The organism is Brevibacillus sp. DP1.3A (assembly GCF_013284245.2).
Classification (GTDB): Bacteria; Bacillota; Bacilli; order Brevibacillales; family Brevibacillaceae; genus Brevibacillus.
This window is the reverse complement of the sequence record NZ_CP085876.1, coordinates 3,153,042-3,178,336: the sequence shown is the minus strand read 5'-3', so window position 1 is coordinate 3,178,336 and position 25,295 is coordinate 3,153,042. Positions and strand designations below refer to the sequence as shown.

The 25,295-nt window shown below is 45.1% G+C and carries 30 protein-coding genes, 1 tRNA gene and 1 pseudogene; 9 read left to right on the top strand and 23 right to left on the bottom strand.

Annotated features, from left to right (window positions below; genetic code table 11):
• Positions 1-100: 100 nt before the first annotated feature.
• Positions 101-787, top strand: coding sequence for a DUF4386 domain-containing protein (locus HP399_RS14825; RefSeq protein WP_173619460.1), 687 nt, complete (start codon positions 101-103; stop codon positions 785-787).
• Between the two features lie 71 nt (positions 788-858).
• Here the strand turns inward: HP399_RS14825 and HP399_RS14820 are convergent, their stop codons facing one another.
• From HP399_RS14820 to HP399_RS14755, 14 genes are all read right to left on the bottom strand, one after another.
• Positions 859-1,116 carry an HPr family phosphocarrier protein gene (locus tag HP399_RS14820; protein ID WP_173619461.1) on the bottom strand — a complete coding sequence of 86 codons (258 nt, stop codon included), beginning with the start codon at positions 1,114-1,116 and terminating at the stop codon, positions 859-861.
• 33 nt (positions 1,117-1,149) lie between these two features.
• Positions 1,150-1,872, bottom strand: coding sequence for a KDGP aldolase (locus HP399_RS14815; RefSeq protein WP_173619462.1), 723 nt, complete (start codon positions 1,870-1,872; stop codon positions 1,150-1,152).
• 5 nt (positions 1,873-1,877) lie between these two features.
• Positions 1,878-2,993 carry a DgaE family pyridoxal phosphate-dependent ammonia lyase gene (locus tag HP399_RS14810; RefSeq protein ID WP_173619463.1) on the bottom strand — a complete coding sequence of 372 codons (1,116 nt, stop codon included), beginning with the start codon at positions 2,991-2,993 and terminating at the stop codon, positions 1,878-1,880.
• A 40-nt stretch (positions 2,994-3,033) separates the two neighbouring features.
• On the bottom strand, positions 3,034-3,684 hold the full coding sequence (locus tag HP399_RS14805) for a DUF4310 family protein (RefSeq protein WP_007727318.1): 651 nt from the start codon (positions 3,682-3,684) through the stop codon (positions 3,034-3,036).
• On the bottom strand, positions 3,684-4,472 hold the full coding sequence (locus tag HP399_RS14800; protein WP_106833219.1) for a DUF4311 domain-containing protein: 789 nt from the start codon (positions 4,470-4,472) through the stop codon (positions 3,684-3,686). Before HP399_RS14800 ends, HP399_RS14805 begins: the two co-directional genes overlap by 1 nt.
• A gap of 21 nt (positions 4,473-4,493) precedes the next feature.
• The gene (locus tag HP399_RS14795; RefSeq protein WP_173619464.1) at positions 4,494-4,832 is read right to left on the bottom strand and encodes a DUF4312 family protein; all 339 of its coding nucleotides are present in this window, start codon (positions 4,830-4,832) and stop codon (positions 4,494-4,496) included.
• Positions 4,833-4,835: 3 nt separating this feature from the next.
• Positions 4,836-5,198: an SFCGS family glycine-rich protein gene (locus HP399_RS14790; RefSeq protein ID WP_137028672.1), complete on the bottom strand. Its 363-nt coding sequence runs from the start codon at positions 5,196-5,198 to the stop codon at positions 4,836-4,838.
• A gap of 32 nt (positions 5,199-5,230) precedes the next feature.
• A complete protein-coding gene (locus HP399_RS14785; protein ID WP_173619465.1) occupies positions 5,231-5,602 on the bottom strand; it encodes a hypothetical protein in 372 nt (123 codons plus the stop codon).
• Positions 5,593-6,738, bottom strand: coding sequence for an amidohydrolase/deacetylase family metallohydrolase (locus tag HP399_RS14780; RefSeq protein WP_173619466.1), 1,146 nt, complete (start codon positions 6,736-6,738; stop codon positions 5,593-5,595). The genes HP399_RS14785 and HP399_RS14780 overlap by 10 nt, the downstream gene beginning before the upstream one ends.
• On the bottom strand, positions 6,698-8,668 hold the full coding sequence (locus HP399_RS14775; protein WP_173619467.1) for a BglG family transcription antiterminator: 1,971 nt from the start codon (positions 8,666-8,668) through the stop codon (positions 6,698-6,700). The genes HP399_RS14780 and HP399_RS14775 overlap by 41 nt, the downstream gene beginning before the upstream one ends.
• A gap of 242 nt (positions 8,669-8,910) precedes the next feature.
• The gene (locus HP399_RS14770; RefSeq protein WP_173619468.1) at positions 8,911-10,740 is read right to left on the bottom strand and encodes a UbiD family decarboxylase; all 1,830 of its coding nucleotides are present in this window, start codon (positions 10,738-10,740) and stop codon (positions 8,911-8,913) included.
• A 73-nt stretch (positions 10,741-10,813) separates the two neighbouring features.
• Complete coding sequence (locus HP399_RS14765) at positions 10,814-11,515, bottom strand: YjjG family noncanonical pyrimidine nucleotidase (RefSeq protein ID WP_173619469.1); 702 nt, start codon at positions 11,513-11,515, stop codon at positions 10,814-10,816.
• Positions 11,516-11,645: 130 nt separating this feature from the next.
• Complete coding sequence (locus HP399_RS14760) at positions 11,646-12,005, bottom strand: YmaF family protein (protein WP_173619470.1); 360 nt, start codon at positions 12,003-12,005, stop codon at positions 11,646-11,648.
• Positions 12,006-12,109: 104 nt separating this feature from the next.
• Positions 12,110-12,754 carry a hypothetical protein gene (locus HP399_RS14755; protein ID WP_173619471.1) on the bottom strand — a complete coding sequence of 215 codons (645 nt, stop codon included), beginning with the start codon at positions 12,752-12,754 and terminating at the stop codon, positions 12,110-12,112.
• A 117-nt stretch (positions 12,755-12,871) separates the two neighbouring features.
• Between HP399_RS14755 and HP399_RS14750 the strand changes: the two genes are divergently transcribed.
• Positions 12,872-13,399, top strand: a complete 528-nt coding sequence (locus HP399_RS14750) for an isochorismatase family protein (protein WP_173619472.1) — start codon at positions 12,872-12,874, stop codon at positions 13,397-13,399.
• A gap of 102 nt (positions 13,400-13,501) precedes the next feature.
• On the opposite strand, the pseudogene HP399_RS14745 reads toward HP399_RS14750, so the two are convergent.
• From HP399_RS14745 to HP399_RS14725, 5 genes and pseudogenes are all read right to left on the bottom strand, one after another.
• A pseudogene (locus HP399_RS14745) lies at positions 13,502-13,813 on the bottom strand (winged helix-turn-helix transcriptional regulator); the annotation flags it as partial.
• A 109-nt stretch (positions 13,814-13,922) separates the two neighbouring features.
• Complete coding sequence (locus tag HP399_RS14740; protein ID WP_173619473.1) at positions 13,923-16,514, bottom strand: ABC transporter permease; 2,592 nt, start codon at positions 16,512-16,514, stop codon at positions 13,923-13,925.
• A complete protein-coding gene (locus tag HP399_RS14735) occupies positions 16,511-17,194 on the bottom strand; it encodes an ABC transporter ATP-binding protein (protein WP_173619602.1) in 684 nt (227 codons plus the stop codon). The genes HP399_RS14740 and HP399_RS14735 overlap by 4 nt, the downstream gene beginning before the upstream one ends.
• 85 nt (positions 17,195-17,279) lie before the next feature.
• Complete coding sequence (locus HP399_RS14730; protein ID WP_173619474.1) at positions 17,280-18,281, bottom strand: sensor histidine kinase; 1,002 nt, start codon at positions 18,279-18,281, stop codon at positions 17,280-17,282.
• Positions 18,274-18,960 (bottom strand): response regulator transcription factor, encoded by a 687-nt coding sequence (locus HP399_RS14725; RefSeq protein WP_173619475.1) that lies wholly within the window; start codon positions 18,958-18,960, stop codon positions 18,274-18,276. Before HP399_RS14725 ends, HP399_RS14730 begins: the two co-directional genes overlap by 8 nt.
• Positions 18,961-19,130: 170 nt before the next feature.
• Here HP399_RS14725 and HP399_RS14720 point away from each other — a divergent pair, with 170 nt between their 5' ends.
• Complete coding sequence (locus tag HP399_RS14720; RefSeq protein WP_173619476.1) at positions 19,131-19,505, top strand: DoxX family protein; 375 nt, start codon at positions 19,131-19,133, stop codon at positions 19,503-19,505.
• Positions 19,506-19,594: 89 nt separating this feature from the next.
• On the opposite strand, the gene HP399_RS31155 is transcribed toward HP399_RS14720, so the two are convergent.
• Entirely contained in the window at positions 19,595-19,708 is a 114-nt protein-coding gene (locus HP399_RS31155) for a hypothetical protein (RefSeq protein ID WP_370642723.1), read from the bottom strand.
• A gap of 190 nt (positions 19,709-19,898) precedes the next feature.
• On the opposite strand from HP399_RS31155, the gene HP399_RS14715 reads away from it, so the two are divergent.
• The 6 genes from HP399_RS14715 (at position 19,899) to HP399_RS14690 (ending at position 23,328) form a co-directional block, all read left to right on the top strand.
• Complete coding sequence (locus HP399_RS14715) at positions 19,899-20,108, top strand: CDGSH iron-sulfur domain-containing protein (protein ID WP_173619477.1); 210 nt, start codon at positions 19,899-19,901, stop codon at positions 20,106-20,108.
• 307 nt (positions 20,109-20,415) lie between these two features.
• On the top strand, positions 20,416-20,661 hold the full coding sequence (locus HP399_RS14710; RefSeq protein ID WP_173619478.1) for a hypothetical protein: 246 nt from the start codon (positions 20,416-20,418) through the stop codon (positions 20,659-20,661).
• A 79-nt stretch (positions 20,662-20,740) separates the two neighbouring features.
• Positions 20,741-21,724 (top strand): zinc-dependent alcohol dehydrogenase family protein, encoded by a 984-nt coding sequence (locus tag HP399_RS14705; protein WP_173619479.1) that lies wholly within the window; start codon positions 20,741-20,743, stop codon positions 21,722-21,724.
• Positions 21,725-21,903: 179 nt separating this feature from the next.
• Positions 21,904-22,206: a GNAT family N-acetyltransferase gene (locus HP399_RS14700; RefSeq protein WP_217367719.1), complete on the top strand. Its 303-nt coding sequence runs from the start codon at positions 21,904-21,906 to the stop codon at positions 22,204-22,206.
• Between the two features lie 63 nt (positions 22,207-22,269).
• Positions 22,270-22,662, top strand: a complete 393-nt coding sequence (locus tag HP399_RS14695) for a YkvA family protein (protein ID WP_173619480.1) — start codon at positions 22,270-22,272, stop codon at positions 22,660-22,662.
• A 24-nt stretch (positions 22,663-22,686) separates the two neighbouring features.
• Positions 22,687-23,328, top strand: coding sequence for a DUF3885 domain-containing protein (locus tag HP399_RS14690; protein ID WP_173619481.1), 642 nt, complete (start codon positions 22,687-22,689; stop codon positions 23,326-23,328).
• A gap of 10 nt (positions 23,329-23,338) precedes the next feature.
• On the opposite strand, the gene HP399_RS14685 is transcribed toward HP399_RS14690, so the two are convergent.
• From HP399_RS14685 to HP399_RS14675, 3 genes are all read right to left on the bottom strand, one after another.
• On the bottom strand, positions 23,339-24,256 hold the full coding sequence (locus HP399_RS14685; protein ID WP_173619482.1) for an aldo/keto reductase: 918 nt from the start codon (positions 24,254-24,256) through the stop codon (positions 23,339-23,341).
• A gap of 355 nt (positions 24,257-24,611) precedes the next feature.
• Entirely contained in the window at positions 24,612-24,959 is a 348-nt protein-coding gene (locus HP399_RS14680) for a VOC family protein (RefSeq protein WP_173619483.1), read from the bottom strand.
• Between the two features lie 223 nt (positions 24,960-25,182).
• Positions 25,183-25,256 (bottom strand) — tRNA-Gly (locus tag HP399_RS14675).
• Positions 25,257-25,295 lie beyond the last annotated feature (39 nt).

Sequence of the window (25,295 nt, the reverse complement as noted above, 5' to 3'; positions counted from 1 at the left end):
CCTCATTGAACTATACTCATCTTCACCCCCTACACTTGATACGCGATAAAAAATGCCGAAGAAGGTCCGCCAACGGTAGTGTATGAGAAGGAGGCTATTTATGTTGAGGAAGAGCACAAATACAGGTAGAGGGGCAGCAGTAATGACTGGGGTGTTATTAATAGCCGGGTTGGTAACAGGTATATTAAGTGTTGTTCCTGTTATCGATGGAGCAGACTACCTTGTCAAGGCTTCTACAAATGAAAACCAGGTACTACTAGGGGCGTTTTTCCAGTTGTTCATGATTGTTGCCTATGTTGGTATTCCTATTTTGTTGTATCCGATTTTAAGTAAGCATCATAAAGGTTTCGCTCTTGGATCTGTTGCTTTTGGCATCATTGCGGGTGTGTTCATTATTCTTGGTGTAATCACTCTTCTGTTGCTATTGACAGTAAGCCATGAATTTGCAAAAGTTGGAACTTTGCATGTATCGTATTTTCAGACCCTGGGTGGATTGTTACGGGAAGGACGTGATTTGGTCAACCATGTGGCAACGACACTGGCATTTGTTTTGGCTATGTTCTTGTTTACCTACATATTTTACCAAAAAAAATTAGTTCCACGTTGGTTGTCAGTCTGGGGGCTTATTGGGTCTACATTGTCCATATTGGCAAGCTTATTCTTTATGGTTCGCTTCATCGGTCTGGATGCAAGCTACATGTTGTTGAACATTCCAATAGCCTTTCAACAATTGGTTTTGGCTATATGGTTAATCATGAAAGGATTCAACTCAACGGAACAGGATTGAGAAAGGGATGTCTCCTGACTTTTCACTGGAGACATCCCTTTTTTTATTTTTACACGCATTCACGCATCCCTTTACTCCACACCTACCAAAACACGCTCCAACGCATCCAACGCCTGTTCCGCGTCCGCACCATCCGCTGTTAAGACGACCGATTGTCCTTTTGAAACAGCAAGGGACATGACGCCGATAATACTCTTAGCATTGACCTTCTTCTCATCCTTGTTCAATCCGATTTCACTGGAAAAAGAAGCCGCCACTTTCACAAACAAAGTAGCCGGACGCGCGTGTAATCCCTGTGCCAACCCGACGATGACCTGTCTCTCTCTCACCTGATTCACTCCTATCCTTTTCTGGTAATATCGCTACAGGCCTTCTATAGCAGTCAGCAGTTCTTCTACTTGATCCAAACGAGTCAATCCCGTTTCCTTGTCGACGATCGATGTATAAATGTGCGGAATGACCTGCTTTGCACCTGCGGCGAGGCATACCTCCACAATCGGACGAATCGAAGCTGCATCTATCCCGCCAGTCGGCTCAAAAACGGGAATCCCGTAACGTACGGCTGCTTCTGCCATGGCCTTGATTTCATTTAGCCTTTCTAGCCCGTCGACTGGATAAAATTTGACTGAGTGTACGCCAATCTCCGCTAACATCGCGGCGGCTGCATCGCAAGAGAGCAATTCTGACACTTTATTGCTCATTGGTCCCGTGGTGACTTGAACCTTTCCTGATTGTCCACCGGGAGCAATCAATGCATTCACGATAGTATGTGTGTTGCCGACTGCCTGAAGCCCCCCGAGCGTATAGCCTGCTGCTGGAAATACCTGATTGACGTGATCCGGTTGTGTCTGCACCGCGACCTCAGCGACTTTTTTCCATTGAGTAGGATCACCTGTGCCCAGCCCTACAGACACTGGTACACCTGCTTGCTGATATTGTTCAACTGCGGTAATTGCTGCTTCTACGGACGCAAATCCTTTGACCAAGATCCCGATCAGAGCGCGGCCATCCGCTATGGAACATATTTGTTTTGCGTTTTCTACATCCCTTGCCAAAACGTTTAAACGAATTTTCGGTGTGCCCACTTTTGTTATTCTCCTTCTCCTTGTTTTTGCAGCAGTTCCTTCATTCGCGCTGCGATGATCTGCTCTTGCCCTTCGTGAAACGGTCGTGGATCAAAGGCAATCATACCCGTATTCACATAATGGTTGCGGGTAAAAATAGCTGGATTTCCTTGCTCCAGCTGGCGTGTAAGCTCCCGCGCCGTCATTCCCGTCACTCGTTCGTCAAGATGAGCTTGCACCCGATAGATCGCCCTGCCTGCCTCATCCTGTGCGATCACTGCTTTCACACCGGGCAAGCTGTTCAGTTCCCCTGCCAGCCACTCTACTCGCCTACGCTGCTCGGGAACATTTTGCTTTTCGGGGTCGTACTGTCCAAGCGCTGCAAGTAAACCCGCAATGGCTTCCTTTCCTACCTTCATGGCACGACCGACGCCTTTATATTGCGCGCGACATGCGGCTACTAGTTCGGCACGACCTGTGATAAACCCAGACGTTGGTCCGCCGATTGCTTTTCCGCCACTGTAGATGACCAGATCGGCACCCATCGCTACATAACGCCGCAGATCCTCCTCCGCAGCTGCGTCCACAATTACAGGAATACCAAACTCCCTACCGAGTTGAAGCATCGTGTCTAGAGACTGCATCCCTTTTTGAATCGCATGGTGAGATTTGACATAGAGCAGCGCTGCGGTCTGATCATCAATGGCTTCTCGCAAATGGTCTGCTTCTACGTGATTGGCATGACCAACCTCAACGACTTTCCCACCGCCCAGTGCAATCATCTGTTGAACGGAAGCACCGAAATGCACCGCGTGTCCTTTTTGGATGATGATCTTGTTATTCAACCCTTCGGAAAGAGGAAGCCGCTCGATCAAACTCAGATGGCAACCAGCTATGACTGCCGCTACACTAATGGCAATGCCTGCAGCTGCTCCTGAGGTAGGACAACCGTCTTCTGCTCCGGTCGCCTCTGCGATATGACGACCTGCTACAATCATCAGCTCGCTGATTTCTACATAATCCATGGCGGCTTCTCCCATGGCCTGTGCGATAGAAGAATGGACGGCACTTGCACCTAGTGCCGTCATCTTACCGCTTGCATTAATGACTTGCTTCAACCCTAGCTGCTGATAGATTCCCATGGTTTGCCCATCCTTCCTGTGAATACTCTTTTCTCTATCCTCATTGTGTCGGGATCGGGAAAATGGCTCCGAGGATCATAGCTCCAATAATCGCACCACCCGCAATCGGTTTGTTGTAATAGTAGAAAATCGCTGCTCCTGCTGTTGCGCCGAGTCCAACTGGAATCGAGGCCATAATCGCAGAAATGACAATCAATGGACCTAAGTAACGACCTGCTGCATTTCCGGCTCCCATCATGACATCCGCACCAAAGGTGGAGTTCGATGCGTTGATTGTGTACTTCCGAATCATAATAATCACGGTACCAATGATGAAGCCCAAGAGTGCACCTGTCGCCAGCGCCAAAGGAAAGGAAGTCAATGGAGCAGTAAAGCCTGCTCCCAGCATCAACGCTGGAACGCCAATCCCGATACCTGTTTGCAACGAGCCGCCAATATCGAGAATCCCAACCAGCGGTCCCTCCAAAATGCGGGCGAACAAAAAGCTCGCACCAAACGCAGCAGCCGCACCGTATCCGCCACCCTTGATCCCCGCCTCCAGCATCGCAACGATGGCGATATCGTTAAAGGCACCGACATGATACACATAGTAAAGATGAGTACCCGCAAAAATTCCTGAAGACAAGCACGCAACAAAAAGGGGAAATGCCCATTCTGAATACCAAAATCCTTTTGCCTGCAATTCACCCATTACTTTTTCACCACCGATCCGAATGTTTCGTGAAGCTCTATCAACCACTGTGGAATTTCTACGTACATACTCTTCAAGAGCGCGACATCAAAGCCGCGGAAGAAGCCACTGAATACAAACAAAAGAATGACTGCAATAAACATGGATTTCGTTATTTTGTTCCAACCACTGTCATCCAGGCCTTTACCGATCAAAATACCCAAGACGATTCCAGGTACCGCATTTCCCATGACCAAGTGCGACAAACCGCCCAAGACCGTTCCCCAAATCCCTGTCCGTTTGCCTGCATCCATCGCCGCCATCCAGAACACAATTGGCATGATCGGGTTGATCAACCAGTTCGCAGCTGGAACCAGTACCTTCGTCGCTACGAGTTGCATCGATTCGGGAATCACCGTTGCTGTGGAATTCAACAAGGTGACCACAACTACACCAACTGCTGCTCCGGCAATCGCCATTTGCTTCGGATTGTGCAACGTCTCTGCAACATTCTTGTTGCGCCAGAGCAACACAGCCGCCGCCCAGTTCGGTATGACGCGATGATCCACATCTTGCGTCAACGCACCTGCACCGACAACAGACGCCCATGAGTTAAACAAAAAGCCAAGCCCAAATGAAAAGTGGGAAATGGGATCGCCCGCACATGCGTTCAGCTCTCCAAAAGTCCGGAATGCTCCCATCCCTTGGACATTGGGTGCATGGAACATCCTCGCCGCCCCTGCACCAACACCGAAGCCGACCAATGCCCCGATGACGATCGACTTCAACACAATCATCAAAGTAACCATGAACCTACCCCCTGTCTGCTTCTATCGCTGACGAACCAACTGCCCCATACCCGCAGTCTGCTCGGTCTGCTGCTGAAACGTTATGTTTTCTACCTGGACGAGGCCCAGCCTCACATGAATATCTACGGTGATGTCATACCGCGTCCGTTTGCGTGGGAAGAACAATCCAAAAAATCGCTCATGCTTCACTGATTCTGTCGCAGACACAATGGAAACGCCTACCGGTTCGATTCGCACGACCAAATCACTCGTCTGTCTCGCCACTACATGCTTGATTTGGGAAAAAATCTTGTTGAAGGCTGCTTCTTTCGTATCGCCACTGCCGGATAATCGCAAGGTCTGCGTCGTCTCCGTGTACATGGATTACTTCCCTCCCAGCTTGATGTATTCTTCCGCCATGCGTCTGCCCAGCTCTTCTGTATCCATGAAGCCAAAGCCAATCACTTTTTTGCCGCTACGCAAGGCAGTAATACCAGCATCTACTGAGCGCAAGCCGTACTCGACCGGAAAACCATACTTAGTCTTAGCAGTCAGTGCCCCAGCCCCACCACTTCCGCAAAAAGACAGCCCGAGGTCTGCACTCTCACTGACCATGACATCTCCTACCTTCATATCCGCACCAACACCTGGAATGACGATCGCGGTCCCGCCAGCAGCTTCGATTCCTTTTGCGATGTTTTGTCCTTTTCCAAGACGATCACCAATCACGATTTTTACCTTAGACATATACATGCCCTCCTTTTTTTCATAGCGATGTTTTACGATGGCCCCATCTGCATGGCACGGATCGCTTCAAAATGAACCGCTAACAGAAACACTTCTGTATCATCTGCCTGCCACGCACTCTTTTCTTCCCAGAGGACTTTGTGCGAGAGCGTAACCATATCAGGATGAATTTCGGCGAATAACTCCGCTTCAATCACGGGAAGCCTTTCACCGTTTGTCATCCGTCGTACAAATGCCAGCACATGAGCTCCGATGGCTAGCCAGCGATCTCGCGGTATATGAATCTCCATGAGGCGGAACTCCTCCTCAATTTTTCGGAGAATCTGTTTTGATTCAGAAATTTCAGTTAAATAATCCAATTTTGTCTCAGTCAGTTCCTTGAGGATGTCATCAATCATTTGCATGTCAGTACCTTTCCCGAAGTAATCGCTTGATAAGCCACTACTCTTTCCTTTGTCTCCACCGTTTCTTGTTCACTATCCAACAAAATTGTCGGCTCTTTTTTCATCTGCAAAATGGATACGTCCGCGCATGCCCCTACTTTCAACGTCCCGATCTCGTTTTCTAGACCGAGAATTCGTGCGGGCGCAAGCGTACTCGCCGCAATCACATCGTCGAGCGAGTAGCCCATAGCGAGAAACTTCGTAAGTGTGTGTGTCAAGCTGTGCACAGGACCGTCGATGTTGCGCTGGTGAACATCCGTGCTAATGACATGTGGCATAATACCTTGGGCCTGTGCATGACGCAGTGTTTGAAAACTAAAGCTCGCTTCGCCGTGACCGATATCGAGTAAGACTCCCCGTTCCAACGCGTCTTGCGCCTCTGGAATCAACTCGCCTCGTTCGTCGAACATCCCTCCTTTTTTCCCGTGAAACGCATGTGTCACTACGTCTCCCCGGTCTAGTAGAGGCAATATTTCCGTGAGTTTTGGCGGAGCGTTTCCGATGTGCACCATCATGGGAACGCCCGCTTCCCTCGCCGCTTCCTTGGCTATGAGCAAGGGATGGATCCCGTTTTGCTTGACGACAGAACCGCTCATGCGGGCTTTTATCCCTCGTAATATCGGTTGTTTTCTTATGAGGGCTGCCGCTTCTCTCGGGGTTAACCGCGACATGTCTGCGAGCTCCCCGCCGCCTGTGCACAAGCCATCCCCTGAAATGTTCAGAAATGCCAGAACACGAGTAACAGAAGGATTCACTGCTTCTTCAAGAAAAGCATCAAACGACCATAGCCCGACACTGCCAGCATCTACTACGGTTGTTACTCCTTGCTCGACCCCGACCCGATCCGCGGCTACGCCTAAACTCGTCTTTGTCGGAAAAACGTGAGCGTGCAGATCGATCAGACCGGGTGTCACCACATATCCCTCTGCATCGATCGTCTCCTTACTTTCCAGATTCATCCCTTGATCATCGGTTGTCTTCCCTTTCTCATACAACCCAACGATCCGCCCTTCCCGAATGGCAAGATCATAGTACCCGTTCAGGTTCTGGGAAGGATCAATGACCCGTCCGTTGCATATGAGTAGATCCACTTTCACTCTCTACCGTCCCCTTTCCTGAAAAATAGCGCATAATGGCCGTCACTTCACTAGGCGGAACTTGGAGGTTTGCCTCAGCCATCAATTGGTTCAGCTTTTCACGCCATGCCTTCCATTCTTTCGATTCTGCCTCCGCCGACGATTCCCATTCCTCCTGATAGGGTGAGCCAAAAGCCAGTCGATTCACCATCAGCAGCAGGTGCAACGCAAGTCCGCTTGCCGTTTGTTCCGTTACGTACTCCCGAAAAGCAGTTACGATTTTTTGACTGATCTCATACCCTTTGCAGATAACATCCTGGGACAATCTCTCCACCACGGGCAAATCTGAAGGATTGAGATCAGCAGTCATCGTGGGAAACCATGCTTCCTTGCGTGCATTCACAGCCTGCTGTCGATTTCCTCCCTCCAGTTGCAAAGCTTCCAGACAGTTCTGAATCTGGTTGATATCTTGGCGTGTTGGAAGAGGACTGACCATCACAACAGGCACATCAGCTCTGATCGGCAATACACTGATGATGACATCTACGCGCCGACTCGCCAAATACTTCTCTACCTCTGTGCTGGAACACAGGCCTACGACCCGAAGTGAACGCAATTCGCTTTCCAGATACGTTTTCAAAAACCGTGAAGTCCCTCTGCCTGTTCCACAAACGACGAGCGCATCTGCCTTTTTCTGCTCCAACCATCGATCATAACCTGCTTGGAAATGCAGTACAAAGTAAGCAATGTCTGCATCGAGCCAAAAGACCCCGTGATGCCAAAATACTGCTTCGCAAGAGCGTTTAACTGCATCAAACATCCGTGCGTATGAACGGCGAATCTCCTCCGTCAGTGGATTCGCAAAAAGAACGCCGTGACGATAACGGTTCAAACTGTCATCCAGATGAGCAAAAAGCAGTCTGAGCAACTCCTGATCCTCATACAACGGTGCCTGCATCCGGCTACTAACCGCTTCCGTCAGCTCCTTGGTTGCCTGGAAAACATCCAAAACAATCCTACCTGCACGCGCCTCTCTTGGCACCTGTTCGGTCCCTAGCAGCGGAAGGCACGCATACGCAATCTCGTGTTCGGGAATATCGACGTTCAATCGTTGACATAATGCTCGAACTTCGTGTGAAAACATCTCGTACCCGCTCCAATGCCTCGCTTCTCCCATCTCAGCATCATCCGCAGTGACCAATTGGCCCCGCTGTACACGATGGATGACAATGCATAAGCGAATCAGTAAACTAATCAATGCTCGGTCTGCCAGCGTTTCGGCAGCAGCATTCATCCAGGCTTTGATGCTATGAATGATCGCCCCTAACTCTGTCCGGCTGATCAGCCATTTCTCCAATAACGGACCGGTTCTCGCTTCTTGTCCATTTTCTAAAAACATCCCTTGTACCATCCGATACATGTCGATTCCATCCAACAGATCGTGAATCAAGTTTTCGAGAGCATACCGCTTGTGCCGCTCACTTCCGTCCACCCGTACACCGTACCTTTGCTTCGTGACGAGCTCGAGACGCCAGCCATCGAGCAGCTTTTCCGCGTCCTTGACATCGGCCACGACGGTATTGCGACTGACTCCCATATGGTCGGCCAAATCGTTCATCCGCTGATACCCTTCTGACAGCAGAAGGATGAACAAAAAATGCTTGACCCGATCCTTTTGCGGCAAAATGAGTGTCTTGCTGTCATCACTTTGCAAATTTTCCTTCAAAGCATTTCGATGCTCTTGTTCTTCCGTGATCCACAGCCCTTTATTCGGTTGAGAATGGAGGATGACATTTCGTTCCTTTAGCCATTGCCTGACGTTATCCAGATCGTACTTGACGGTCCGTTCGCTTACCTGGAAATCGCGCGCGACATCCTTAATTTTCAGCGGATAGTAGCTGTCGAGTATCACTTTCAGTAATGCATGGGAACGTGTGGTTAAAAAGACCATTCCTTTCTCCTTTCCATAAAAAGCTGTGTCCTTGCTTGAGATTCATTATAGAAAACGCTTTCTCAGTGGTAAAGAACGATTCCTTTCCCTATCAATCGTGCAATTTTTGCAATTATCAGTTCGATTCGACAGCAATGCTCCAGCCATTTTTTGGTGAAAACCTCCATCCAAATAGTACCATTACATAAAAAAGGTCCGCAACGGAAGGGTTACGGACCTCTACCTCTACTTGTAAGAGGTGCTTACAGGATTCCTCCCAAGCTCGCACCTTTGACAAACAGTCGTTCGATATTTTTCTCGACAGTTGGATCTGGTACCAATGGCGGTGCCTGATGGGGCTTTGTACGAGCATCAATGATCAAATTATCGCAACCCCAATGCTTGTTCTCGTAGTAGCTGTTCACGCCGTAAATGTCGTGGGATGGATTACTGCGTGTGAAGGTTGCCCACAGGAAGTTTTGAAGTGACTCGCTCATGAAGGTACTGTCATCACAAAGGATGATCATCGGGCAAGATGGGATCGGCCCTCTCGCTTGAATCGCGTCACACAGATTCTGTAATTGCTGCTGGGCGTTTGCGTAATCGGTAAATGCAGGACCTTGGATCGACACCACACCTGGCATAATCATGCGGGCATTCTCAAACTCTCGCAAATCCTTCAGCTCATCCGGCACCTCTTTGCACAGCTCTCGTTTTTGATCGCCGTAAGCAGCGAGGACAACCTTACTTCCGCTGTTTAAGCCCGTTCCCGAATAATCCAACGTATCAATGGTCGTGTTCGTATAAAAATGAACATCGCGATGCAGGTCGATTCTCTCCAAAATATAGGTCATAAAATCAACTTCATCATGCGTCGTCAATGGTCGATTTTCTTCTGCGGTAATGAATAAATACTTGGCCAAGCTCAATTGGCCAGTCCCTAAAATGCGGTTGGCAATGGTGAGCATTTCCGTCGGCTGTTTGACTTGCTGATAAGGCGTATATCGCTCGCTTCCGATGGCAAACAGCAGCGGATGCACACCGGCAGCATCTACAGCATGGACTTCTTTTACACCTGGGATTTCTTGCTTGATCGCATCGCCCGTTAAATCGTGAATCAGTTGACCGAATGACGTATCTTCTTGTGGCGGACGGCCCACAACTGTGAATGGCCAGATGGCATTCGGCTTAGCGTACACTTTTTTTACCTTCATCACAGGGAATGGATGGATCAGACTGTAATAGCCGAGATGGTCACCGAATGGTCCTTCTGGTTTCGTATCTCCAGGATAAATATCTCCTGTGATTACAAAATCCGCATCATTGCTTATGCAGTAACCATCGATATAGCTGTAGTGAAAACGACGCCCTGAAAGCAAGCCTGCAAAAGTAATTTCACTCAAGCCTTCTGGCAACGGCATTACAGCCGATAAGGTATGTGCAGGAGGTCCGCCAACGAAACAGCTTACTTTCAGCGGCATCCCCATTTTGGTCGCTTTGGCTTGATGGACACCGATTCCACGATGGATTTGATAGTGCAAGCCAATTTCTTTGTTTACTTCATACTCATTACCAGTCAACTGCACACGGTACATACCCAAATTGGAATTCATGATTCCAGGCTTGTCCGGATCTTCCGAATAGATTTGGGGCAGCGTGACAAAAGCTCCTCCATCCATCGGCCAGCTTTGGATAAGTGGAAGGTCTGTTATACTGATTTCCTGTGCAGTTACCGGCATGCTAGTGGATTTTTTTGCAGGCAAAGCCTTCAGAGCAGCAAAGCCGTTCTCGATATTTTTAAATGGCTGCTTTAGCGCTTTCATCGGATCATTGCGCATCGCGATTATATTTTCAGCGGATTGCCATGTGCTTCTGAAAATAAACTTACTGCGCTCGATTGTGCCAAAAAGATTGGATACCGCACGAAATTTTGAGCCTTTTACATTTTCAAACAGCAATGCTGGTCCCCCAGCTTCGTACACCTTCAAGTGAATCGCTGCCATTTCCAGATACGGATCTACTTCTTCGAGAATACGGACCAAATGTCCGTGCCTTTCCAAGTCCAGGATGCACTCTTCTAAATTCTGATACATATCTATAGGGCTCCAATCACTAGATTCTAGATTTACCTGTAGATCAATACCTTCTAATCATACAGGAAAGATCCTACAAATTCACGTTACCCTTCCGCACAATTTCTTGAAGCTCGCTCAGTTCTCTGATTTCGTACGTTGGCTGAATGCTCGTCTGATTTTCCTTGCCCATAGGATTGAACCAGCACGTATCGATCCCGTAATGGGCTCCCCCTTGTATATCGGAGGTCAAAGAATCTCCCACCATCAATACGTTTGCCTTCTCCGTCCATTGCAGTTTGGAAAACGCGTATTCAAAAATTTCCCGATCCGGCTTTTTGTAGCCGACTTCTTCAGAAATAATCAAGTGCTCAAAAGAGTTACAAAGCGGTGAAGCGGCAATTCTTGCCGTTTGCACAGAGGCGAATCCATTCGTAATGATCCCCAAGCGGCAATCCTCCAAACTGTTGCACAACTCAACCGCTCCCGGTATCAAATGCACTTCTTTGCCCAAGGATTCGAGATAGGCGCTGCCGAACGCCTCAGCATCGACGTCTAGCTGAAAAGCTTTGAAAAGTCTTCGAAATCTCTCTACGCCCAGCTCTGCTAGAGTGATGCTTCCCTTTTCTAAATCCTCCCACAATCCTTTACTGATCTCTTTGTAAGTCTCTCCATAATCAGACGATCCCGTAGCGAGGCCAAACTGGGAAAACGTCTTTTGAAGCGCATTTTCTTCTGTCGTTTTGAAGTCGAGAAGTGTATCATCTACATCGAATAATATGACTTGATAGCGCATGGCAACCTCCATAAATCTTTACTGATCAAGTATTCGTACAAACTAACACCTTTCTATCATATCAAAAACAGAAGGCCAACCTGCATACAAAAAGCCTCGAACTGTATCATTCGAGGCCGTGAAAGATTTTTTAGAGGAGCGGCTTCTGAATCAACGTCGCGAATTTGAACCGATGGACGTGACCATCGTTAAACGTGGTAGTTCCTCTCACAAAATGAACATGCTTTCCATTTCCAACCGGAATTGCGGGTCCAGTTACAATTCGCACGCGATGGAGATGATTGAAGAAGTCTGTATTGGACCGAATGACATGAACGTGGCTTTTTCCTCTTGGGATTGCTTGACCAGTGACGCCAGCAAAACGGTGATTGTGTCGATCTGCTCCTTCTTCTGCAAGCTGCGTGCTACCTAAAAACTCATGAACATGTCTCTGAATTCTTGTTGCACTTTTACTTTTTAACTTCCATTTTAATCTTTTTTTCTTAGCCATTGTTATCATCCTTCCATCCCTGGCTTGCTATCACTGTATTCAGTGTGACAAGGATGCGGACTGGTCAACAGCTTGTTTTCTACGAAAATCCATACTATCCTAGCTTAATTCGCGCTTTTTCCTACATAGCTCCCTACTATGATGATCGAATTCGTGTATCCACCACTTACATTATCGAAGCCAGAGAGCAAGGTTGGGACCCCCACAAATTCAACCGTATCATCTTCATAGACATCTAATCTACCTAGGTAAACAATTTGGTAGCTATCCTCCTCGTCATTGACGACATGCAAGACGGAAATCGTTCCGATTTCCGGTATTTCCTCCTCTTCGATGCTCAACACCGTTCCTCTATCTTGAATCATCGCGGCACGATACTTGGAAATGTTTTTATTGATATGTTTCGGTTGCACATTTTGATCGACTAATTGCTGGGCTTCCTTCACTTTATCCCCGGTTGCCGGAAACAGATGAGCATGCTTTGCCAAAAACGCTTTGGATTCCGGTGGAAATTCTTCTCCAGCTTCAAAGCCATTCACTTCATGTAAGGCGATTACAGCCATCGAAAGGTATGTAGCGACATTATTATTTTCTGATTCCGCAACTACCTCTGTACCTTCATTCGTGGAAGAAGAGCTTTGTGTGGCTAAATTGGAAAACACGGACGAAGTACTTGAATTGTTTGAACCACATCCTGTAACGAGAATAAATGCAACAAGTATGAATGCATAAGAAAATGAAACTCTCATCTAACTCAACCTTTCCTATTATTTCCTTCCCATCATTATCTCATGGTAGTTATCTTGCAGGAAGTACACTCTTTCCTTCCGAATTATCTCTCTACATGGTAGAAGGAAGGTGAAGCAATGAACGCACTCTTAGTGATTGATGTGCAAAACGGAATTGTGAGTTGTGGGGATTACAAAGAGGAACTTTTTTTGATGGAACAGGTGATCAAAGATTTTAAAGAGAGCAATCGTCCTGTCATTTTTATCAGACATATCGATGATGCAGAAGAAAGTCCACTGAATAGGAGCTCTATCGGTTCTGAAATACACCCTTCATTAAAAGACTATTCCGATTACTTGATCGAGAAGCAAACCCCTAGTTCCTTCTTCCAAACTGAGCTCACACAGACTCTAGAAAAGTTAGGGGTCAATCATCTTTTTATCATTGGTTTTGAGACGGAATTTTGTTGTATGTTTACGGCGATCGCTGCCTATGATCGCGGATATAAAGTAACGTTCATTAAGGACGCGACTGGTACAACCAATACTGCCGAATCATACAGCATGCAAGGATTAGACATTAAACAGTTTGTAGGAACCGTTCTCTGTTGGTCTAGTGTCATTGAAGTCGTAAACTACGCCGAGTACGCTGAAAAATACAAATGATGTGAGCAGGTTGTACCTTTTATCCGAGGACTCGCCGTCGATTTCCCAATGGGGATGAGATGGCGAGTTTTTCATATGTGTCATTTTATTTATGGATACGCGCTCCCCCCACTCACACATCAGATTCAAGATCGTCCGCAAGCTCTCTCCTTCCTCACTAAGTGAATACTCGACTTTTAAAGGAACCTGTTGAGAGACAACTCGGTTGACTAATCCATCTTCTTCGAGCTCACGCAACTGCTGGGTCAGCATCTTTTTCGATGCGTTTGGCATATAGCGATGCAGCTCGCCGAATCTTTTGGTCCCCTCTTTTAACAAACAGAGAATCACGACCTTCCACTTCCCACCGATTACTTCCAATGTCGCTTCAACGGGTACGTTATATTGTTTCGTTTGAATATTGCATTCCTCCATGTTTTTTCCCGATTGGTTTGGTACCTTTTTGCATATCCGGTTCCCGGATTTAGTCTAAAAACAGCCGGTTACACCATATGGTGTAAACCAGCTGTTTTTGTGCTCTACATTAGATATTTTCGTTCTTCAGCGATTCAACGATATTCTGTTCTTTATGTTTTCTAGTCGCATAGAGGATTGATGTACCCACAATGAAAAACACACCTATTCCTGCAATTATAATATCCGCCCAAGGCACCGTAAAAGCAAATGCAAAATTCCGGCTAAGGCTCATGTAGATGAAAAACATCACGCATAAACTAATCGGCAATCCGTAAATAAGCGACTTCATTCCATAAAAGAATCCTTCGAAGCGTAGCATTTTCTTCATACCCTTTGGCGTCATGCCAACGGAAGCCAACATCGCAAACTCACGTTTTCTCAAGGCCATCCCTGTCGAAATTGTGTTGATAATATTTGCCATACAAATGAGTCCGATGAGAACCACAAACCCATAAAGGAATACGGATATGACTGTGGCGCGATTCATTGCATCCTGACGCTCCTCAATCAGATTGGTCGTATAGACATGGACATCTGGATATTTGTTAATAATCGGGTTTATTTCATTTTCCAATGCCGCAGACTGCTCTGTTGTAAATTGAACCTCGCTGAAAATTTGTTCAGACAGCATATCGTTACCTAGTTCTCGTAGCTTGTCAAAGTCTTGTTCAGAAACGACAAATGTCACGCTAGAAACATCTTCCTCGTAGCGTAGCATAAAAGGTGGACGTTTATCCGTGATAGAAGCAATTCGGACTTTAGCTCCTTCAATCAAAGTGAGAGGTATTTCTGATCCCTCTTGTGCTGTTAGTTGAGTGATATCTGTAAAATTATGTTTTTCCTTCAAGGTGATCTGATTGACAAGTATGGCGGAAATCTCGTCACCTTCCAATTTCTTTGCATCAATCCCCGCGGATTGCAGGTACGCTGCAAAAGAAGCCTCATCAAGAGAAACAATCTTTGCAGACATGTTGTATTTCCCATCTGGATTAAGAGTATGGCGACTGGAGATGTCTGTGGTAACCTCGTTTTCGCTGAGGTATAGATCATTATAAAGAAGTTGTGTCTTCACTTTTGTTATTGCGTTTTGGACAGACATCAATTCATTTGTTAATGACCTTACCCTTTCCAAATCGGCTCCCCTTGCGTATACGGACAGATCATATGGTAGCGGTGCTTGTGCCATATTATAGGACTTATCCATATACAACGAAAAGGAAGAAGCTGCAAGGTACAAGATTACACTGATCGCAAGAGAAAAGACAGTTGAGCGATAGTGATGTTTATTCCTTTTCAGATTTTTTAATCCTAGTTCCGCTTCAAATCCAAACAACTTACGGGTCATTTTAGATGTACGAACATCTTTTCCTTTTATTTCGATATCCTTTGTCTGGCGGATCGCAGTTATCGGCGTAATTCTCGATGCCCTCACTGCAGGTAACCATGCAGAAATGAGTAGTGTCAAAATGGAAAACAAAATGACAGCAATTATACTGTACGGCTCTATCACCAATCGCATCGGTTCACTAACGACAAACATTTTTTGAATGAATGGACTAAGCAAATGGAGAGTAACCCCAATACCAATAGACCCGAAAAACAACCCAGCTGGAATAGCTATGACCCCGATCACAGCAGCTTCAAAAAATACAGAAGCCCTTTTTTGCTGTTTGGTCGCCCCTACGCTAGATAACATCCCCAAAGTGCGACTACGCTCTGAAAGCGAGATCGAAAACGCGTTGTAAATGAGTGAGAAAGATCCAATCAGAATGATGCTTCCAACGGTAAAGACTGCCAGATACATGGTGTTAAGAAAGCGGGAATCATTCGAAATCCCAAAATAAAGCAAAAGATCCCGATTGTACTTGATTTTATCTTCATTCACTTGATTTTTTACTCCGCTCACTTTACTAGCGATCGTGTCACTCGTTTCATAAATATTATTCCCTAAACCTTTAAAATCCTTATATTCAACACTTACCGTGTAGGGAACACCCTCCTCCAAAGCACCCTCAGAAAGACCACTAAATGCACGGTATGCAGCCAGTGCATCCTGCTCTCTAGCTGGTGCTTGAACGATCCCGGTAATGGTGTATGTTTTCGTCTTTGTAGGCGTAAAGACTTCCTTTGATTCATAGGCTTCATCGTTGCCCAACATCTCTCTCTTACCATCTATATCCAAGCTACGTTTACCAAAATCTAATGTGACGACATCTCCAACCTTCCAGCTAACACCGGCGGTTTGAAGAAACTGGGATGAAAGTGCAAGTTCATTTTCATTCTTAGGCAAACGCCCTTCAATTGGGCTCACCCCTATTACATCATGATCACTGTGTCCAGTAATGTACAAATAAGGCTTAACCCTGTTTGCAGAGTTAGAAAGTCGTGCAAATCCGAGTTCCTGGTCAATGTCGTATCTTTCAATTGCTTCTGTATTTGTAATAAGCGCAACATCTTCTCCTGCAACATCCAGAAAAGCTGCCTGCCATTTACCAGAGTAGGCAATCGCGTTTCTCTGCATCATATCCATGAAAGAACTACTAATCGAAAATACTGCTGTAAGCATTGCGACAGAAATGATAACCCCAATGATTGTAACAAGGGTACGACTCTTATTCTGCTTCATATAACGTAATGTGAGCTGATTCACGATATTCATCGCCGGATCACCTCATCTCTAGAAATCCTGCCATCCTGAATGCCAATAATACGGTCCGCTTGCAAGGCAATGTTTTCGTCATGTGTAATCACAATCAGGGTTTGATGCCGTTCTTTGTGTAATTGTTTCAAGAGCTTCACAATCTCAGCACTGTTTTTGCTGTCTAGATTCCCCGTAGGCTCGTCAGCCAATACAATGGCGGGATTGCTAATCAAGGCCCGGCCAATGGACGCACGCTGCTGCTGACCTCCAGATAGCTGGTTTGGCAGATGCTTTAATCGCTGTTGAAGACCTAGAGTCTCTACGATACCGGAAAAGATTTCTTGATTTACTTCTCTACCGTCCAATAGTAATGGTAACGTAATATTTTCCTCTACAGTAAGGACAGGGATTAGATTGTAGAATTGATAGATAAGTCCAATCTGTCTGCGTCTGAAGATGGCCAGTGCCGTTTCATCCATCGCGTATATATCAGTCTGATCAACAATCACCTTACCGGATGTGGGCGTATCAACGCCCCCCAGAATATGCAGAAGGGTAGACTTACCTGAACCAGATGGTCCAATGATCGCCACAAACTCCCCTTTTTGTACGGAAAACGAGATATCGTTCAGTGCAGTAACAGCTGTTTCGCCATCACCGTACGTCTTTGACAGGTTTTCTACTCGTAAAATCTCCATCATGATCCTCCTAGATTCGTTATTACGTATAGAATAGCTGCCAAAGATGTCTCGTCGGTGACATTCAATCTTACAATTTTGTCATCTAAATCATTTGCTTGTAGAATTTGATTTTGAATGTAGTTCCTACACCAATCTGGCTTTCCATAAACACATCGGCGTTTTGACTTTGCAAGATTGTTTTAGACATGGCTAGCCCTATTCCAATACTATCCGCTCCAGCATTCTTCCCTTTATAAAATCGTTCAAAAATGTGTGGAGCATCTTCCGGGCTAATCCCCTTGCCACTATCGGCAATGACAATTTGTGTATACAATGCTGTTTCCTCACACGAAATAATAATACGTCCCCCGACCGGCGTATGCTCAATCCCGTTTTTTACTACATTCAAAATGGCTTCTACCGTCCAGTTTTCATCTCCATACACGAAAAGGTCTTCTTTACAGGAAAAAGAAAGCTCCTGATTTTTTAATTCCATGGGGACAAGGAGTGGTTCTAATGCCTTGTTTATTATTTTTTTGACAGATACGAATTCCTTCTTGAAAATAACGCTCTGCACTTCGATTTTGGACAGTTTGAGCAATGAAGTCACGAGCCATTCAATACGCTTCAACTGATTGATAATCTTGCCCAAGAACTCATCCCTTTTATCAGGAGGTAGACTAGGGTTGTTTAATAAATCAGCCATGACAAACATGGAGGCAAGTGGCGTTTTTAGTTGATGGGAGATGTTCGAAAGAGTATCTGCCAAGTATTGTTTGTCCTTTTTCAGAAGAGCAGACTGCTCGGACAACGTTAATGTAACTTTATAAATATCATTTTTCAGAATGCTCAATTCACCCTCAACGTTATCCCTAATATCCATCGTGGGTTGGCCTGAATATACAGAAGCCAAATAATAAGCGAGCTTACTGATATCCTGATAACGTTTGCGGGTAAACAGGAAAAAACATGAAAGGAGCAGAAATACCATGGCAATCGCCACAATCCCCGCTTTCCAATCGATTATCCAAAGAATAGTGATCCCAATGATGGAAATAACCACGCTATACATACATAACTTCTGTATTTCTTTGTTTTTAAGCATGATTTCCACTCATTCGATAGCCAAGTCCGCGTACGGTTTCTATCACTTTGGGATTCTGGCTATCATCTTCCAACTTTTCGCGAAGCCGCTTAATGTAGACAGAAAGGGTATTGTCATTGATAAAGTTACCATCTAGATCCCAAATGCCCTCTAACAACTGATTTCTGGACAGAACTTGCCCTCTACTATTTATGAATGCCAACAGCAAACGGTATTCTAAAGCAGTCAGCATCACTTCCTCGGTTCCTTTGTACACTTTAGCCAGTTTTGTATTTACGACAACATTTCCAATCTTCACTTTGTCAGTCGGGTTGGGTTCTTTTTGGTAGTGCCTAAGGGATGACTTCATTCGGCTAATCAGCTCCCGGATACGAAACGGCTTAGTGATATAGTCGTCTGCTCCCATATCTAATCCCCGAACCACATTGATTTCATCATCACATGCCGTCAAGAAGATGACAGGTGCATCCTGATTTTCTTTTACATATTCGCAAATCTCATAGCCATTACCATCCGGCAAAGTTAGATCCAATAAATAAATATCAAAACGTTGTTGCTTGATTGTTTCAATTGCAGTTTGTTTCCCTTCACAAAGAACTACTTCATAACCCTCACTGGAAAGCGAATAGTGCAAACCATCTGCAATGGTCTTGTCATCTTCAACTACTAAAACCTTCAAGGTTAATCCCCCCACTCTCATCATAATTTTAGTTTAAAATAATCAATTACTTCTTCTTTTGCAATATCTTGTACCCTTTACAGATCGTTCAGTCATTGCTATATGACAAAAGATGTCATAATGGGCGCTTTATACTGAATCCATCAACAAAGCGATTGGAGGATTTCGGTATGATAGGTCTGCGTATTTTCGCAAAATGGGTATTGATCGTAGGGTTGTGCTTGATGTTTCTTTCATCTGGTATTTATAAGCTGATTGGACATCCAGAGACAACACTCGCTTTCCAAGCATTCGGGTTTCCCCATTGGTTCCAAGTTGTGATCGGTTTAGGCGAAGTGCTCGGCGGATTGGGCTTACTAATGAAAAAGTATACGCGTTACGCCGCTTATACGCTCGCAGTGATTATGCTTGGTGCTACAATCACTCTTCTTTTACACGGTGATACGACTACTGTAGCGATTCCGTTTGTCTTACTCCTTGTTTTCTTGCTGATCGGTCGCCAGAGTGGAAGCAAAAAACAGCCGAATCATGCTACGTCGGTTTAATCCGACTGCTCGCTAAAAAGGCCGACAGTTCCCACCCGTAACCAGGTGAGGATCTGACGGCCTCCCTCTTTTTCTTCAAGCTCGTTCGTTTACAAGTGCTTTTTTATAAAGTGTAGGAGGGTCTGACCTTGTGCGATAAGAATCGCTCCCTTGCCTTCGCATTCCCAGCAGGATTGCTCTAAGTCATCCATTGAAATCGTCATGAGACAAAACCCTTTCCCTGCTAAAAATAACCGTACCTTGTCCTGATTTTAACACGATTTCGTCATGTTCTGCCAGCAAGTTCACTATCGCGACGGCAGGCTCTTCCCTTGTAGTGCAACAATTATTTCCTACATACCCTTCTGCTTGAAATCATAGTAGGTAAAGATAGTAAAAAAGGAGGGATGACATGTGGATCAAGAAAAAGTAACCATCAAGATTAACGACAATGGATCAATTCGTGTTACAGGAGCAGTTGAATTGCTGGATGGAGCAGGTGACCAGTATGAAATCGGTTCATCTTTTTCACTCTGTCGATGCGGTCAATCCGAGAAGAAACCGTTCTGTGATGGCACGCATAAAAAAGTAGGCTTTGAAAGTGCACCACGAGCAAAAGCATGATTCGAAAGAGCGCAGATGCGCTCTTTTTTCATTTATCAATCGCTTTTTATGTCAAATTGTTTCTCCATTGAAATATTGGTATAATTTTGAAGAATATTAATTGGAAAGGTTTTGATTACATGCTGTACGTAGTAAGTTTCGTGGTCGCTTTGTTTCTCGTCAGCTTTTTTAATACACTTCGACAAGTCATCCATAACCCGAATCAATATCTTATGTCCGCAGCCATCACGGCAATTTTAGGAGCGGTCTTATTTTTCTTGATTGTCCTGAATAGCTAACATTCCGCAAGGGAAAGTGAGCCTATCTCATGAAAAATACCCCCATCTGGTTTACTGTTGTTTCCATGATGGTTATCGTTTTGGCAATCGCTACTCTGATAACGAGTTCGCGACTTTTGCGAATAGCAACCATGCTGGGCTTAGCCATTATCATGACAGCGTTAGGTAGCTTTGAGTGGAAGAAACAACATAAGATCGCGTATCTGTTCTTTTTTGTAGCTGCATGCCAAGTTCTCGTTTTGATTGACGGCGTATATTTTTTATACCTAAGATAAAGACATTCCGATCCCATACGCAATGACGAAGAACTATCTTTCATTCGGTTATGGCTGACAAAGTTAGGAGTGCACAACCATGTATGCACAAACAGTACGTTACGCTCAATTTGGCGAACCCCATGAAGTATTGAAGATTGAACAGCGGTTGATTGAGCCACTGAAGCAAGGTGAAATTTTGGTGAAAATGAGCGCACGTCCTATTAATCCTTCTGACGTCATCCCGATTCGTGGTGCGTACAAGCATCGTATCAACCTGCCCGCCATTCCTGGGTATGAGGGGGTTGGTACCGTTATTGATACAGGTCCTTTTGTTCCCCGCTCTCTTATCGGTAAACGTGTTCTGCCTTTGCGCGGTGAGGGTACGTGGCAAGAATACGTAAAAACGACAGCTGAGCTAGCCATTGCGGTTCCCGATTCAATCCAGGATGATATCGCCAGTCGGTTGTACATCAACCCTATCACTGCGTGGGTCATCTGCAATGAGACTCTTCAACTGTCTTCTCATCAGGTTTTGCTAGTCAATGCAGCCAACTCAGCCATTGGCCGCTTATTTATTCAGCTATCCGCTCTTTTCGGTTTTAGGGTGATCGCCATCGTCCGAAACACAAGATATACCGAGGAGTTGATGCAACTCGGGGCGTGGCATGTCATCGACAGCTCATGTGTGTCTACTTATGATGCCATCATGAGTGTAACGAACGGACAAGGTGCTCATGCGTCTATTGATTCCATTGGTGGCCCAGATGGTTTAGAGCTGGCGAAGTCTACACGTGCTGGTGGCATTTTCTTGTCGTTAGGCCTATTATCGGGAGTTCAAGTGGATTGGTCGATCATCTCGAAAGAGCTTGGCGTTCTCCCTCAACTGTTTTTATTGCGGCACTGGAATCAACGCGTATCCGTGTCTACCTGGCACGAAACGTTTGAGAAAGTCATCGAGCTCGTTCAGAATGGGAAGCTCCTTTTAGAAGAGCCAGGAGAGAAATTTGCTTTGCATGATGTTAGAGAAGCAGTGAAATTTGCGGAGAGCCGTCATCGTACGGGGAAAATCCTCTTGGTGTAATCGCTTGGAAGCAATCGTTCATCCTATACGCTACTTTTCTACAAGCAAAATAAATGATAAGCTCTCGCTGTAGCGAAAATTTAGATGTAAAAGGAGTACATCATGAGTACCCCTCTTTTTGAAAACTATACGGTTTACGAAAATGCTCCTAGCGTCGAAGAGAAGCAGCAGAGATCGGATTGAAGAATACAGTGTTTGCGGTCACCCTTTTTCATGAAGGAACCGCGATTGGAATGGGAAGAATCATCGGTGACGGTGGCTGTTTTTATCAAATTGTGGACATTGCCGTGGTTCCGGAACACCAGAAAAAGGGACTCGGAAAGGTCATCATGCAGCACCTCATGGACTATTTAGATAAAAACGCTCCCAAGACCGCCTATGTAAGCCTGATCGCTGATGTTCCTGCGGATCAACTATACGAACAGTTCGGGTTTGCCTATACGGCTCCTCGTTCTGTAAGGATGTACAAGTGGTTTAAATAACACCGAAGCCAAAAATGAGCGTTTTCTCGCCCTTTATGGCTTCGACGAAACATAGGGGGTCCTATGGCTAAACATGAAAAGAGGTTTCTTAAAAATTACGAATCAAAAGCCTCTGAATATCTAAACGATAAAGAAAAAGCATCTAGTCTCCTTAAAAAAGCAATGAAAAAAGCAGATAAAAGAGCGATCGGAGATGTTTGGGAGAATTTACAGCTACTCTTTAGTATTTTCGGTGATTGGACGAGTGGAAAATACCGAACAATCCCTGTTAAATCCATCTTGATGATTATTGGTGGGATTTTGTACTTTGTTTCACCTGTAGACGCCATCACAGATTTTATTCCTGTTGTTGGTTTACTAGATGACGCGACCATCATTGGATTGGTGTTTCGACAAGTGAGCAGCGACCTTACTCTATACAAAGAATGGAAACAAAAAGGATTTTTACAGGAATAGGTAAAACCCATACGAGGTGCTTTGATGGCGTTACACAAGTATTTACATCATACATTTCCAGCGTTAATGCTTAGACCACCTTTGTTTTATAGCTGGGATATTGGAATCCGTTTTGAGCTAGGTGTGAACTACGATTACCATAACGTTTATGAAAATTGCCCCTATTTACAGGGGGTTTATACGCGAGCGATTACTTTATATAAGACTTTACATGCACCTAACGATGACATCTATATCGTAGTGGATGTAAACGATTTTGGAGACGGTGGAGCTTTCAAGCGTAAATTGAACATCTTTTCCAAGTATGTGAAGAACAAATCATTTTTGTATAAGCTGCAACAACACACGATCCCTTATGTTTTTCCAGAAGACGATGAGAATGAAGCCTATCGAACGCATCGATTCGCCTTGAAGTGTAAGACATCGGACTTTGCATATGTTCCAATGATAAAAGCAATCTGCCGTCAAGATATGGGATTAATGCCACGTATTTTTCATCGGGTATATTTTATCAATACGAGTAAACATACCGTCTTTCACATTTATGACGATCGAGGCTGTGATTTAGTAGCAACTTCTCCTGAAACAATCAGAGAGATATATGAGAGCTATTCGCATTGGATATTAGACTATGACAGAGCCAAGATCGATCAGGTATTTTCGTAAATGGAATCAGCTATGGCAACACATTTCCGGCAGAGCGATAGATGTCATACCACGCTTCTCGCGTCAACCGAATATGAGCTGCTTTCACACAATCTTTCATACGGTCGATATTCGTCGTGCCAATGACAGGTTGCATGTTCGCCGGGTGCCGTAGTAGCCAAGCGATGGCGATTGTCGTGTTGGACACTTCATATCTAGCTGCCATTTCATCGATTTTTTTGTTCAACTCAGGAAATTTCTCGTTCCCAAGGAAAGATCCTTCGAAAAATCCATACTGGAACGGCGACCAAGGCTGAATCGTAATATCATGCAGCCTACAGAAGTCGAGTACACTGCCATCGCGGCTCACAGCCGAATTGTTCTCCATATTGACGTTGAAGCCTTGCGAGATCATCGTCGCGTTCATAATGCTGAGCTGCAACTGGTTAGCGACGATTGGTTGCTTCAAATATTTGTTTAACAGCTGGATCTGCATCGGATTTTGATTGGAGACGCCAAAGTGGCGTACTTTACCCGTGCTTTCCAAAAGATCGAACGCTTCCGCTACTTCTTCCGGCTCGACAAGCGTGTCTGGGCGATGCAGCAGCAATACATCCAAATATTCAGTTTTTAGTCGTTTTAGAATGCCATCCACTGCATTCAAAATATGCTCTTTGGAAAAGTCGAACATGCCGGGACGAATGCCACATTTCGATTGCAAAAGGATACGCTCGCGAACGCTAGGGCTCATCTGAATCGCTTCTGCAAATACTTGCTCACATCTGCCTTTTCCATAAATATCTGCATGATCGAAGAAGTTCGCCCCTTCTTCAAGCGCTGTTTGTACGAAGTGCTCCGCTTGCAGCTTGTCTAGTGACCCAATCCTCATGCACCCAATTGCGATGACTGGTACTTCTAATTTGCTCGTGCCGAGTGGTATGGTTCTCATGTCAATCCTCCGATTCCATTTTTTCATTGTGTCAGTTCGAAACAATCGTTTCAAAAAGAAGGCGATCCATGTTGAAATGGATGGACAGCCAAAGAAAGCCGGGCTTGTTAAAACGGATTATCATGAGAACTCATTGGTTTATTCAACTCACAAGATTGAGAATCCTGCGGGAATGGTGCAAATAAAGAGTCCTTCCCCAATTACCATGGAAGGACTCTTTGTTGGTGTAACTTCCCTGTACACCCGTGATTCTTCTATTTTCGGTAGTAATATTTCGCCCATTCGTTGATGATTTGTTTTTTCGTCAGATTGATAATCGAACCCGTTAGTTCAATAGCAAATGAATTACAACTCGTTATTTCTCCCAAAGCTCGACAAGTCGACCATCAGGATCTTCAATCCAAATAAACTTTCCAAATTCACTACTCTCTTTTTTCTTTGCAAGAGGTACACCAATATGTTCAAGATGCTTAATAGTCTCGTCTAGATTATGTACTTGGAAATTTAACATGACTTGTTGTTCTGTTGGAAAATAACTGTCATTCTCGGTAAAGAAAGAAAAGATAGTCTCATTTCCTAATTCGGGTTTTATCACAGTCCCGTTCCAATTTTCTATATCAATCTTCAGCACTTCACTGTACCATTTTTTTATAACTTCAAGATTCTTAGTTCTCCAAAATATTCCTCCGAAACCTTTTATCATCTTTTTTAACTCCTGTCTGTCACCAAATTTTTAGCTATCCGATTACATGAGATATTCAAGATGTAAATTTATGTTCCTTTTTAGCTTGGCCCACTCTTATCCTTTACAATTTGGAACTTCTTATAACTTCTACTCATCACTAACCTCCTTTTGGGGAAGTGAATGACCGTGCCGCACAAACAAGAAAAGCCTTTGTAATCAAAGGCTTTTCTACCAATTCGTATGGAGCGGGTGATGGGAATCGAACCCACGCCGCAGGCTTGGGAAGCCGGAGTTCTACCATTGAACTACACCCGCAAGATTTTACCGCACTCTATTCCAACTGCTTCCAATTAT